The following is a 12609-nucleotide window of genomic DNA, read 5'->3' on the forward strand; positions in this document are numbered from 1 at the left end:
ATTCTGATTTTTTATCAAGGCTTACAGCTCAGCTGTTTTTTTCCAATCGGCTGCGAATTTCTCCATCCCTTGATCGGTCAATGGATGTTTGGAGATTTGCTCGATCACGCTGAATGGAATCGTTGCGATGTGAGCGCCAGCCATAGCTACGCGAGTGACATGGTCGGGGTGACGAACGGATGCAGCAATAATTTGAGCATCCAATTTATGCGTGCGGAACAATTCCGCCACTTTAACGATCAATTGCACGCCGTCTTCCGAAATATCGTCCAAGCGTCCAAGAAACGGTGATACATAAGTTGCACCGGCACGAGCAGCCAAGAGCGCTTGGTTTACTGTGAAAATTAGCGTGACATTTGTTTTAACGCCTTTTTTAGTCAAATAACGGCATGCTTCTAGGCCTGCAAGCGTCATCGGAAGCTTAATCGTGATGTTCTTGTCGTTGTTGTTGATTTTGATTAGCTCATCTGCTTGTGCAATCATTTCTTCGGCTGTTACAGCATCAGGCGTTACTTCAGCAGATACGGATTCAACCTCAGGCACTTCGCGCAAAATTTCGGCGATACGGTCTTCGAATTTCACGCCTTCTTTGGCGACCAGCGACGGGTTAGTCGTAACACCGGACAAAACTCCGATTTTGTAAGCTTTCTTAATATCTACCAGGTTAGCTGTATCGATAAAAAATTTCATATTTGTTTCCTCCAATTAGTTTTTTATTTTTTAAAATAATTCTTTCGCCAATCGAACAACGTTGCTAGTCGAAAACCCGAAATAATCCAATACTTCATTGCCTGGGCCTGACGCACCGAATGTATCGATGGACAATATTTTGCCTTTTGGTCCCGTGTAGCGTTCCCAGCCTAATGAAATTCCTGCTTCAAGCGATACGCGCTTCGTGACGGACTCCGGAAGCACCGATTCTTTGTAGGCATCGGATTGACGGTCGAACAGCTCTCTGCTCGGCATTGCAACAACGCGAACGGATAGGTTATCCTTCTCCAGCTCTGCTTTTGCATTCACAGCTAGTGAAACTTCAGAGCCCGTTGCGATAAGGATAAGGTCAGGCTTATTATTCGTTTCGGACAATACATAAGCGCCTTTTGCCACGCCATCGACATTAGCCTTCGTTTCTTCGTAAATCGGAAGGTTCTGGCGGCTCAACACTAGTGCAACTGGGCCTTCCTGCTGCTGCAAGGCATAAGCCCATGCATTAGCCGTCTCATTCGCATCGGACGGTCTGATGACCGTAAGACCTGGAATCGTCCGAAGCGCAGCCAGATGCTCAACAGGCTCATGTGTCGGCCCATCTTCCCCAACCGCAATCGAGTCATGCGTAAATACATAGGTAACGGGCAGCTTCTGAATGGCAGCAAGACGAATCGCTGGCCGCAAATAATCGCTAAATACGAAGAACGTGCTGACGAATGGTTTTACGCCGCCATGCAGGGCAAGCCCGTTGCCCGCTGCTCCCATAGCATGCTCACGGACGCCGAAGTATATATTGCGGCCTGAGTAGGAATCTACGGCGAAGGTTTGCTCGCCGTTAATATCCGTCATAGTGGAGTGGGACAAGTCTGCACTGCCTCCGAATATCGAAGGTACTGACTTAATATAGTGATTGATCGCTTGACCGCTTGCAACTCGTGTAGAGATCGATTTGGAAGTATCAAAGGTTAAGAGATCAGCGGCTTCAAAACGTACAGCTCCATCTATGACTTTCTCAAGCTCTTCCCCAAGAGCAGGATGACTCGATTTATATGAAGCGACCAGGCTGTTCCATGATTGTTCTTTCGACTCGCCATTTTGCTTTAATTGCTCGAAATGAGCTTTCACGTCAGCAGGAACCGTGAAATCCTCCTCATGCTCCCAGCCATAGGCCGCTTTTGTTGCTTTTGCTTCTTCAAAACCTAGCGGATTGCCATGTGCTTTGTTTGTTCCGGCTACTTTTTCGCTGCCGTAACCAATGATGGTACGAACTTCGATAAGCGTTGGTTTAGAACTGTTTTGCTTAGCCGCTTCAATCGCTTTCGTAATTTGTTCGACATCATTGCCGTCTTCAACCCGAAGATATTCCCATTGTGCCGATTCTGCTCTTTTTTGAATATTTTCACCGAAGGAGAGGCTTAGGTCTCCGTCCAATGAAATATCATTGGAATCATATAGAACTACTAATTTGCCAAGCTTCATATGACCCGCCATGGACATCGCTTCATAAGCAACGCCTTCCATCAAGCAGCCGTCACCGACTAGCGCATACGTATAATGATCGACAACGGGATAGCCTTCTTGATTGAATTTCGAAGCGAGATGCGCTTCTGCCATCGCCATTCCGACAGCCATCGCCAAGCCTTGGCCGAGAGGGCCAGTCGTAGCTTCAACGCCGTCCGTGTGGCCAAATTCAGGATGCCCTGGCGTTTTGCTGTTGAGCTTGCGGAATTGTTTCAAATCTTCAATTGTTACGTTATAGCCCGACAAGTGAAGGAGACTATACAACAATGCGGAGCCGTGGCCCGCTGAAAGCACGAAGCGATCGCGGTTAAACCATTTTGCATGGCCAGGATTGTGGTTCAGCAATTTGGACCATAGCGCGTATGCCATTGGAGCTGCACCCATTGGAAGTCCCGGATGACCGGAGTTTGCGGCGTTGATCGAATCAATGGACAGTGTGCGGATCGTATCGATAGAAAGTTGGTCAATGGTTTGTGTGATAGGCATATTGTTCTCCTTTTGCATCTGTATTTTCTTGTTCTGTTTTGGAATCAAACCACCAATGATAGCCGTCTCTTGCGAGCAGCGCATCCGACTCGGCAGGTCCGTAAGACCCAGCTGAGTAATGGTGAAGCGGCACCGTATTTTCTTGGAACGCGTTCAATATCGGCTGAACCCATTTCCAAGACAGCTCGACTTCATCCCAGTGCGCAAAGAAGGTTGGGTCACCATGCAAAGCATCATGAATTAGATTCTCATAGGCTTCAGGCACGTCGCTCCGTATCGAGTGGAAATCAATATTGATTGGTTTGAATTCACCTTTATGTTGTGGATCGCGAGTATTCAATTGCAAGCTAATGCCCTCATTCGGACTTATCTCAAATACAAGCAAATTAGGAACTCTCGTATCATCGTTCACTTTCACTTGCTGCTTCAAAGGCTCTTTGAACTCGATCACGATCCGAGTTGATTTCTCTTTGAGTCTTTTTCCTGTACGAATATAGAAAGGAACATCTCTCCAAAAAACATCGTCAATCTGCAATCTGGCTGCGATAAACGTATCATTCATTGACGACTGTGGGATGCTAGGCTCGGAGGTGTAGCCCACGACCGGCTTCCCTTGGATGGAACCTGCCGCATATTGCCCGCGGACAACCTGAGATTGCACATGCTCTTTTTCCAGCGGCTCGAGTGATTCCATAACCATTTTCTTTTTGAAACGAACGTCCTTAGACGTACTGTTCTTAGGCAGATGGATCGCCAGCATCATCAGCAATTGCAGCATGTGATTCTGGAACATATCCCTAACTGCGCCTACTTTATCGTAATAACCGGCTCGCTCTTCTACGCCAACCGTTTCATTAGCTGTTATCTGCACATTGGCGATGTACCGGTTCGACCACAAAGCTTGCAGCACTGGATTCGATTGCTGCAGCACCTCAAGCTTCTGCACCATCGGCTTACCGAGATAATGATCGATACGGAATACTTCATTTTCTTCAAACGTTTTACTTAGATGTTCATTCAAGTCACGCGCGGATTGGAGATCATGACCAAATGGCTTCTCGATCATCAGGCGTTTCCAACCGTTAGTTGCGCCTAGACCACTTTCTTTAATATTTGTTGCAATGGTTTCGAAAAACTCAGGACCAACGGACAGGTAGAACATCCGGTTAGGTGCTAGATCCAATTCCTTCTCGCGCTGTTCAATCATGCCGAGCAGCTTCTTATAGTCCTCTTTGTGACTAACATCCAATACGCTGTAGCGGAATCCGCTTAGGAAGCTGTTTAATTGTTCTTGGTCGCTTACTTCGCGCCTAGAGAAAGTGCGAAGCGATTGCTCAACGCTTGCCCGGAACGCTTCGTCGGATACTTCCCTTCTGCCGAGCCCGAATACGGAAAATGATTGCGGCAGCTTTTGATCGATAAACAGATTATACAAGGCAGGGTAAATTTTTCTTTTGGCCAAATCCCCTGTCGCTCCAAACAAAACAAACGTGGTTGCCTCCATTTTCCTATCTCCCTCCAGTATGTCCCCTACATAACACCATGAGCTTTTTCAAAATATAGGAAAGTGTATCTTTCTGCCACCTTTCTCTATATTTCTTGCGTAACGTTAGTTGAGCCGCCAAGGGACAGCCTTAGCCGTTTACGCTTGATTTGTCAGAATGCTCTGGTTTCTTTTTCTTAGTTCCACTATAATACGAAATACAGCCATACAAGTAATTAATATATTTCACAGGAGCTATAGACCATGTCTATGAACAATTATGAGTTGTATAAGGTTTTTTATTGGTCTGCAAAGACCGGAAGCTTGACTCAAGCGGCAAAAGCGCTCTATATTACGCAGCCGAGTGTCAGCCACGCCATCAAGCAGCTTGAGGACAGCTTCGGCGTTACTCTGTTTTATCGCAACTCCAAAGGAGTCTCTCTAACGCAGGAGGGAGCGATCCTCTATTCTTACATTGAGCAGTCACAAATTTTGATTACGCTCGCTGAGGAAAAGCTTGGGGCGCTCAAAAATTTGGACAGCGGCGAGCTTCGCATCGGCGGCAGCGACTCGTTGTTTAAGCATTATTTGCTTGCTTACTTGGAAACCTTCCACCGCAACTATCCAGGCATCAAGCTTCAGTTGATTCATGGCACAACACCGGAAATTATCGCTTTTTTGAAAGAAGGACGAATTGATTTAGGCGTTGTCCGCATGCCGATCGTTGATCCGCAGCTCGAAGTTCGGCAAGGCATCCAGCTGCAGGACTGCTTCGTCGCTGGCGACCATTTCGCAGAGCTAAAGAATGAGGTTGTGTCGCTGGATAGATTGCTACAGCATCCTGTTATCTTATTCTCGCGCAACAGTCGAGCCCGGATGGCCATCACGGAATTATTCCAGGGCTACGGCTATGAGCTTAAGCCTGAAATCGAGGTCGGCAGCGTTGATCTTCTCATCGCGTTTGCACGGAAAGGACTCGGTATCTCCTATGTAACCAGAGAGTTCGTCTCCAAGGAACTTGAAGAGGGCTCGCTCTTTGAGATTCAACTGGACGTAAAGCTGCCTCCCTCTCAGGTTGGACTAATGATTATGCGGAATATGCCCCTCTCCAGTGCAGCAAAAAAGTTTGTTGAGCTTACAAAGTGATACGGCTTCGCCGTCCCTTCGCGGCGCGGCGCGTTTCAATCCGAGAAATATGGAGAATGTATAGCCTAAAGTTATACATTCCGATATTTTAAAATAAACGGAAGCCTCCTCGTCTTTTCTGGTTCTCGTTGCGGCCTGTTTTCATATAATGGTGGTTAGCGAGGTAAGAAATAAGAGGTGGAGGCAGGCGATCAACATGACCGAAAATCAAAAGACGCCGTTCGACTACAAGTCATATTGGGAAAATAACTATGCCGTAGGCGGGACTTCTGGCAGTGGCTCATACGGAGTGTTAGCGGACTTTAAAGCGGAGATCATCAATGCCTATATTCAGGAGCATGCGATTCAAAGTGTCATTGAATTCGGCTGCGGCGACGGGAATCAGCTATCGCTTATGCATTATAAGCACTATTTGGGGCTGGATGTCGCCAGTTCTTCCATTCAACGGTGTGCGCAGCGATTTGAAGGCGATTCTAGCAAAAGCTTTCTGACCTACAACCCGAAGCATTTCATCAATCATGCTTTTCTAAGCTGCGATCTTGTGGTGTGTCTGGACGTCCTGTATCATATTACGGACCCCGATGACTTCCGCAAAACGTTGGATGACATATTTTCCTGCAATGCTAGCCATGTCATTTTGTATACGCGGATTACAGGCGCTGATGAGCCTCAAATCGTACCAACGATTCGCGACCACGATATTCTAAAGCAACTGGAAACTTATACGGCCTATCGGATCGATCGGTTCGTGGAGCAGAAACACAAAAATTTGTCTTCGGCTAGTTTTATCATTTTGCGAAGTAATTGAATAGACGCGTGCGTGATCTACATCACACAAAAACCACCCTTCTGCTAACAATACCTCCATTGTTAAACACAACTAACAATGGAGGGTCAGGTTTGCTAAGGGTGGTTTCTTTTGTTCTGTCTGCTGCGTCGAGTTCAGATGCCGGTAAATAGAAGAAACCTATCCTATAGGCCCCTTCTCATATACATTACGTTCCGCAATACGTTTGGTATGGATAGGATGATTGAGCAGGCAGATCCGCGAATGGCTCCTGGTCAGCGGAATAAGCATATGGGTTCGATAATGCTTCTAAAAATCTCAGCATGACGGTAAGGTCGTTCTCATTAACCGCGGCTTGCAGCGCTTCTTCGACGCGGTGGTTGCGGGGTATGAGTGCAGGATTGCTGCTGCGCATCAACTGCTGAGCTTCTTCCTTAGTCTCCTGCTGCCTGCTCAGCCTTGCATGCCACTCGACTTGCCACTCGGCAAATTCGGCAGTGCCTAACAATCCCGTTACCTCTTTTTTACCCAATGTTAATGAACGAAAGGTATTGGTGTAATCCGCATCTTGCTCCTTCATCAAGTGAAGAAGTGAATTTATAAGGTTTTCATCCTCTGATTCCTCATTAAATAGGCCAAGCTTTGCTCTCATTCCCGCCAGCCAATTCCGCTTAAACAATGCAATGAAATCCGATATAGCATCCTCTGCGAGTAGCACGGCTTCTTCCTCGTCCTCATGCAGCAGCGGCAATAGCGTTTCCGCGAATCTGGCGAGATTCCAAGCCGCAATATGCGGTTGATTGCCATACGCATAACGTCCATTCGCATCAATGGAGCTGAAAACGGTAGAAGGATCATACATGTCCATAAAGGCACATGGTCCGTAATCAATCGTTTCGCCGCTTAATGCCATGTTATCCGTATTCATGACGCCATGAATAAAACCAACTAGCTGCCATTTGGCAATGAGCGCGGCTTGCCCATTCACAACTTCCTGCAGCAAAGCAAGATAACGATTCTCATGTTCTGCAGCCTGCGGGTAATGCCTAAGCAAGGTGTAATCGGCAAGCTGCTGCAGCTCCTCCCTAGTCCCCCAATTCGCAATATATTGAAAGGTGCCGACACGGATATGGCTGGCTGCTACGCGCGTTAGGATTGCACCGGTCTGCTGCGTTTCACGGAAAATGAGCTCCCCTGTCGCAACGACTGCCAAACTTCGCGTTGTGGGAATGCCTAGCGCCTCCATTGCCTCGCTCATGATATACTCGCGAAGCATAGGGCCAAGAGCAGCCCTGCCGTCGCCGCCCCTGGAATATGGCGTCCTTCCCGATCCCTTGAGCTGGATATCAACGCGCTCGCCTTTCGGCGTTATCTGCTCGCCCAGCAATAATGCGCGACCATCTCCCAATCTGTTGAAATGACCGAATTGATGCCCCGCATACGCTTGAGCAAGCGGAGCAGCGCCTTCCGGGATTTGGTTCCCGGCAAGCACCGCCGTGCCCTCCCCTCTTCTCAGCGCTTCAGCATTCAGTCCCAGGTCAGCAGCCAGCCGCTCATTAAGAATCATAATAGCAGGTGAGCTTACCGGCGGAGGGGTCATGCGGGTAAACAAAGTTTCTGGAAGAGTGGCATAGCTGTTGTCAAAGTTCCATCCTGCATCTATGTTTGTTTGATGGTTTGTCATGTTATCTCCTATCTCTCATGAAAAGATTGAATATCACTGACGTTTATTATACCCTTTCCACTCAGGATTAGCTTGTTTAATGAATGCTATCCCTTTGTTAAACTGCATTTGCATGATTCACAGTTTTCGTTTTTTGCGTAAATCGTTTTCTGCCGAGCAAATTCGCACCAATGACCCCGATTATAATAAGGAATGATCCGCAAATATGGTACCAAGCCAATTCCTCACCCAGAACAAAAGTGCTGCCAGCTATCGAAACGACGGTAGAGAGATTAATAAACACGCCTGCCTTTGAAGCCTGAAGCTTAGAGAAAATGAAATTACCCATAAGTGCCGTAGACAGCTGTACCGCACCCAGACATAAAATTAAAAGGACAAAAACACCGTTAGATAAAGGTGCGAGCAAGCTACCAAGTGAATCATCTACGGAATGCGCAGCGAATGTTATTAGCGATGTGGACATAAATCCAATGCCGACCATAAAAAAGCTAATTTCCGTCATACTATAATGCTGGGAGATCGACCTTGCCAATACACTGTATCCGGCAAACACGATACTGGCCATGAGCAGCAGCAGAATGCCCGACATTTTAGATAAATCGATGCTGCTTCCTTTCATCATGAATATAAAAACGACGCCGGATAACGAAACAAGCGTAAACCATTTCTGAGAAAGCGTCGTCGCTTCTTTCAAAAAAACGGATGCAAGCAGCATCGTAATAACAGGAGTAGCTGCATTGATAATCCCTCCTTCGGCCGAAGTAGCATGCTGCAGCCCGAATGTTTGGAATGTAAAAAATCCGATGGGGTACATGGTCGCAAGCAGCAGCAATTGATATAGTGGCTTGCCTCGATAATTCAGCTTGACTATGCCAAACGCAACCGGGATTAATAGAATCAGAAATGCTTCCGCGAAACGGTACGTCAAGGTGTCGAATGGACTGGTATAATCCAGAGACTTCTTGACTAGAAGAAACGACATCCCAATGACTACGGCATTGATTATCGCGAGCAAATAAGCCAGCCGTACACCATTTAATTTGATTTTCCCATCCTTAACCATGCTGTTTTTCTTTTTCTTTTTCATTTCCATTTCCATTTCCATGATAATCATCCTCCAATATCATTGGTTTCACGTATTGCTAACTTATAATTGACTGTCAGCACTTACTGTCAATTTGCTAATAAAAAAACTAGGGAGTCAATGCCCTAGCAAACAGCTTTACACTCTCTTGCATAAACGGTTCCAGCGAGATGTCGGGATAGAATTTACCCGTATCCAAATCATTAATAAACGCCCCAAAATGCGCCATCATAAAGGTAAATGCCTGCAGCTTATGATTCGTACGAATCATTTTACCCTGCTCGCTCATCTCCTTGAAATAATTCGTTAATATGTCTAATAGCTGCAGCGGATGCTGATGTGTACGCTCTCGAAAGCCAGGTAATTGAACCTCATCCTTCATGCTGATTTGAATCATCTTCCGGTTGCGGTTCATGATCTCATGGTAAGTTCGGCAAACGGTTAACAAGTCAACCTCCAGCTCCCAAACCAGCTTTTCCTGGAAAACCTTACGCATCTCCTCCGCATAATGAAAACGGTCAAATGCGGCTTCGAGGAGCTTCTGCTTGCTTCCAAAATGACGGAACAGCGTTTTCTCGCTTAAACCGGCGGCAGTCGCAATTTCTTGCGTTGTTACGCCATTATATCCTCTCTCGGAGATTAGGTTAATCGCAGCTAATAACAATTTATCACTGCTGCTGCTCGCTTTGTCAGATTCCATCATGAGGTTCCAGCCTCCAAAATAAATGTCAGTAATCACTGACATCATCTTATGACAATCCGGCTCTTAAGTCAAGAGGCGAACCGATCTATGTTATTTTAATTCTTTCTAAAATTGTTGGTTTGAATTATAATATGAAAAATAGATACATAATTTAGAAAAACACATTATTTTCATCGCAGGAGTAGGGAAACTTATGAAAAACTATATCGTTAATCACGCCGAAAGCATCATTAATAACAGATACTTAAGCAAAAGCTTATTTTTATTCTTTTTTCTTGCAATAATCGTCACGGATATATTTTTTGATCATTTTGCGCTATTTCAATTCGGTTATTTGCTGCTTTGCCTGCTCATTGGTCTTGCTTTTTGGAGAGAGTCGTGGGTACGAATCGTTTTCGTTGGCTTAATTGTAGTAGCTAAGGTTTTTTTGGAGCAAACAGAAGTTTTCAAAGTACATGATAACGCCTTCTTGCGTATTCTCACATTAGGCATCACTTATTTCCTTACCTCGTCATCCATTTCATTCATGATTCTGTTTTATATGAAGCAGAAACAGAATACGCTGCAGCTGACCTTTACCTTGGCGAAAGCTCTGGATTCAAGAGATCACTATACAGCGGATCACTCCGACAACGTGGCCTATTACTCCAAGCGGATCGCTGAGGAAATGAACCTGTCCAAAGTGGCCTGTGAACGCATATATATTGGAGGAATCCTACACGATATCGGAAAAATCGGAGTACCTGAGCATATTCTAGGGAAGCCATCCCGATTGACGGACGAGGAGTTTGCGATAATTAAGGCCCACCCCTTGACCGGTTATGATATGCTGAGCCATATCTCACATTTAAAGCGTTCAGGCATTCTCGATATGGTATTGCATCATCATGAAAGATTTGACGGACTCGGATATCCAAGCGGCATTGCGGAGAATCGAATTCCGCTAGCAGCCAGAATTATGTCCGTGGCTGACACCTTCGATGCGATGACGTCAAAAAGAGTATATCGGGGCGAATTGGATATTGCATTTGCCATAAAAGAAATCCAGAAAAATGCTGGGACACAATTTGATCCCAAAGTGGTTCATGCTTTCATAAGCATTTGGAACCGTGAAGGCACGAGGCTATTGCCCAAATATCCCCTTTCGTCTTGACTGAGACATGCGTCCATGTTATTTTTTAATGAAAGGATACTAATGTAGGGAGGGATAAAGCGATGATTGAGTTAGATGTTGTAGATGTTCAAGTGAACCTGTCAGTTCATATGCTCGTTGACATGGTTCACCAAACAACAAGGCAGCTACCGGAGCTTTATCCTTCTATGAATAGATAAACTTGGCGATCATTTTATAACACGCTTAGTCTTTTTGTCATATCGTTGGATAAGGTTTAACGCAAAAACACCGGTTGCCTGGTGTTTTTTGCGTTTTTTTCTTTTCTTCCGGTTAAAATAATGAAAATAACTAAATATTTAACATTATGGAGGACAAATAGATGTCATTAATACAAGTTACAAATTTAACGTTTGCTTATGACGGCAGCTACGATAATATATTCGAAAACGTAAATTTCCAAATCGATACCGATTGGAAATTAGGCTTTACGGGGAGAAACGGCAGAGGAAAAACAACGTTTCTGGCGTTGCTGCTCGGTAAATATGAATACAGCGGACATATATCTGCTACTGTTCATTTTGAATATTTTCCTTTTCATGTAGAAAATAAACAAAAAAACACGCTTGATGTCATACACGACATATATCCGGATTATATTCATTGGGAATTGATGCGCGAGCTTTCCTTGCTAAAAGTGACGGAGGACGTTTTGGATCGGCCTTTTGAATCGTTGTCCAACGGTGAGCAAACCAAAGTGCTGCTGGCAGCATTATTTCTGAAGGAGAATCGTTTCTTGTTAATCGACGAGCCCACCAATCATCTCGATATGGCTGGAAGAAAGCTGGTTAGCCAATACTTGAATAACAAGAGCGGTTTTATTCTCGTGTCGCATGACCGATCCTTTTTGGATAACTGCGTCGATCACATCCTATCCATCAATAAAACCAACATTGAAATTCAGAAAGGAAATTTTTCAGCTTGGTGGGAAAATAAAAGGAGACAAGATCACTTTGAGCTTGCCGAAAACGAAAAACTGAAAAAAGACATTAAACGTTTATCCGACTCTGCCAAACGGACGGGAAACTGGTCACATGAAGTGGAAAAAACAAAAAACGGTACCAGAAATTCTGGTTCAAAAGTAGACAAAGGATATATCGGACATAAAGCAGCCAAAATGATGAAACGCTCTAAGTCCATTGAGCAAAGGCAACAATCCGCTATTGATGAAAAGTCCAAGCTTCTCAAAAATATTGAGCATGCAGACAGCCTGAGAATATCACAGCTTGCTTTTCATAAAAACCAGCTTGCCGAGTTTGATCATGTTTCGATTTATTACGATGAGAAAAAGGTTTGTTCCGAGGTAAGTTTTACGATTGAACAAGGTGAGCGCATCGCGCTTTCAGGAAAAAACGGCTCTGGAAAATCAAGCATTATCAAATTAATTTGCGGCGAGGAAATTCGCTATACCGGAAACTTCAACAAAGATAGCCAGCTTAAAATTTCCTATGTCTCGCAAGATACATCTCATCTACAAGGGTATTTGACTGATTTTGCAAGAGATCACGACATTGATGAAAGTCTCTTCAAATCGATTTTAAGAAAACTGGATTTCTCTAGATTGCAATTGGAAAAAGAGATTTCAACCTATAGCGGAGGACAAAAGAAGAAGGTGCTCCTTGCAAAAAGCTTAAGCGAAAACGTTCATCTTCATGTTTGGGATGAGCCGCTAAACTTCATTGATGTCATATCTCGGATGCAAATCGAAGAACTGCTGCTGGAATACATGCCGACCATCCTATTTGTTGAGCATGACAAAGAATTCTGTGATAATATCGCTACAAAAGTCATTGCACTGTAATCGCAATTCGTTCAGATGAGCAGCCAGCGGACTAT

At 45.0% G+C, this 12609-nt stretch carries 10 protein-coding genes; 4 read left to right on the forward strand and 6 right to left on the reverse strand.

Going from position 1 to position 12609, the window contains the following annotated elements; all coding sequences use genetic code 11:
• Window positions 1-21 precede the first annotated feature (21 nt).
• The 3 genes from fsa to zwf are packed head-to-tail and all read right to left on the reverse strand — an operon-like array spanning window position 22 to window position 4219.
• The gene (gene fsa / locus AB4Z29_RS09220) at window positions 22-690 is read right to left on the reverse strand and encodes a fructose-6-phosphate aldolase (protein ID WP_183561166.1); all 669 of its coding nucleotides are present in this window, start codon (window positions 688-690) and stop codon (window positions 22-24) included.
• Between the two features lie 30 nt (window positions 691-720).
• Entirely contained in the window at window positions 721-2709 is a 1989-nt protein-coding gene (gene tkt, locus AB4Z29_RS09225) for a transketolase (RefSeq protein ID WP_441942823.1), read from the reverse strand.
• The gene (gene zwf / locus AB4Z29_RS09230) at window positions 2693-4219 is read right to left on the reverse strand and encodes a glucose-6-phosphate dehydrogenase (protein WP_441942756.1); all 1527 of its coding nucleotides are present in this window, start codon (window positions 4217-4219) and stop codon (window positions 2693-2695) included. The genes tkt and zwf overlap by 17 nt, the downstream gene beginning before the upstream one ends.
• A 243-nt stretch (window positions 4220-4462) precedes the next feature.
• Between zwf and AB4Z29_RS09235 the strand changes: the two genes are divergently transcribed.
• Both AB4Z29_RS09235 and AB4Z29_RS09240 read left to right on the forward strand, forming a co-directional pair.
• Entirely contained in the window at window positions 4463-5344 is an 882-nt protein-coding gene (locus AB4Z29_RS09235; protein ID WP_441942757.1) for a LysR family transcriptional regulator, read from the forward strand.
• Window positions 5345-5540: 196 nt separating this feature from the next.
• Complete coding sequence (locus AB4Z29_RS09240; RefSeq protein WP_441942758.1) at window positions 5541-6152, forward strand: class I SAM-dependent methyltransferase; 612 nt, start codon at window positions 5541-5543, stop codon at window positions 6150-6152.
• Between the two features lie 187 nt (window positions 6153-6339).
• Here AB4Z29_RS09240 and AB4Z29_RS09245 read toward each other — a convergent pair whose 3' ends face one another.
• The 3 genes from AB4Z29_RS09245 to AB4Z29_RS09255 form a co-directional block, all read right to left on the reverse strand.
• On the reverse strand, window positions 6340-7815 hold the full coding sequence (locus tag AB4Z29_RS09245; RefSeq protein WP_441942759.1) for a protein adenylyltransferase SelO: 1476 nt from the start codon (window positions 7813-7815) through the stop codon (window positions 6340-6342).
• 97 nt (window positions 7816-7912) lie between these two features.
• Complete coding sequence (locus AB4Z29_RS09250) at window positions 7913-8920, reverse strand: DMT family transporter (RefSeq protein ID WP_441942760.1); 1008 nt, start codon at window positions 8918-8920, stop codon at window positions 7913-7915.
• 88 nt (window positions 8921-9008) lie between these two features.
• Complete coding sequence (locus tag AB4Z29_RS09255; RefSeq protein ID WP_441942824.1) at window positions 9009-9599, reverse strand: TetR/AcrR family transcriptional regulator; 591 nt, start codon at window positions 9597-9599, stop codon at window positions 9009-9011.
• A gap of 196 nt (window positions 9600-9795) precedes the next feature.
• Here AB4Z29_RS09255 and AB4Z29_RS09260 point away from each other — a divergent pair, with 196 nt between their 5' ends.
• Together AB4Z29_RS09260 and AB4Z29_RS09265 are read left to right on the forward strand one after the other, a co-directional pair.
• Complete coding sequence (locus tag AB4Z29_RS09260; protein WP_441942761.1) at window positions 9796-10755, forward strand: HD-GYP domain-containing protein; 960 nt, start codon at window positions 9796-9798, stop codon at window positions 10753-10755.
• Window positions 10756-11095: 340 nt separating this feature from the next.
• Entirely contained in the window at window positions 11096-12574 is a 1479-nt protein-coding gene (locus AB4Z29_RS09265; RefSeq protein ID WP_441942762.1) for an Lsa family ABC-F type ribosomal protection protein, read from the forward strand.
• Window positions 12575-12609 lie beyond the last annotated feature (35 nt).

The sequence above is a fragment of the Paenibacillus sp. 2TAB23 genome, assembly GCF_052115165.1.
In the GTDB taxonomy this organism is placed as follows: Bacteria; Bacillota; Bacilli; order Paenibacillales; family Paenibacillaceae; genus Pristimantibacillus.

Excerpts from the sequence above, each read along its gene's own strand:
- fsa (WP_183561166.1), bottom strand. The coding sequence starts at position 690 with ATGAAATTTTTTATCGATACAGCTAACCTGGTAGATATTAAGAAAGCT.
- zwf (WP_441942756.1), bottom strand. The coding sequence starts at position 4,219 with ATGGAGGCAACCACGTTTGTTTTGTTTGGAGCGACAGGGGATTTGGCC.
- AB4Z29_RS09235 (WP_441942757.1), top strand. The coding sequence starts at position 4,463 with ATGTCTATGAACAATTATGAGTTGTATAAGGTTTTTTATTGGTCTGCA.
- AB4Z29_RS09240 (WP_441942758.1), top strand. The coding sequence starts at position 5,541 with ATGACCGAAAATCAAAAGACGCCGTTCGACTACAAGTCATATTGGGAA.
- AB4Z29_RS09245 (WP_441942759.1), bottom strand. The coding sequence starts at position 7,815 with ATGACAAACCATCAAACAAACATAGATGCAGGATGGAACTTTGACAAC.
- AB4Z29_RS09250 (WP_441942760.1), bottom strand. The coding sequence starts at position 8,920 with ATGGAAATGGAAATGGAAATGAAAAAGAAAAAGAAAAACAGCATGGTT.
- AB4Z29_RS09255 (WP_441942824.1), bottom strand. The coding sequence starts at position 9,599 with ATGGAATCTGACAAAGCGAGCAGCAGCAGTGATAAATTGTTATTAGCT.
- AB4Z29_RS09260 (WP_441942761.1), top strand. The coding sequence starts at position 9,796 with ATGAAAAACTATATCGTTAATCACGCCGAAAGCATCATTAATAACAGA.
- AB4Z29_RS09265 (WP_441942762.1), top strand. The coding sequence starts at position 11,096 with ATGTCATTAATACAAGTTACAAATTTAACGTTTGCTTATGACGGCAGC.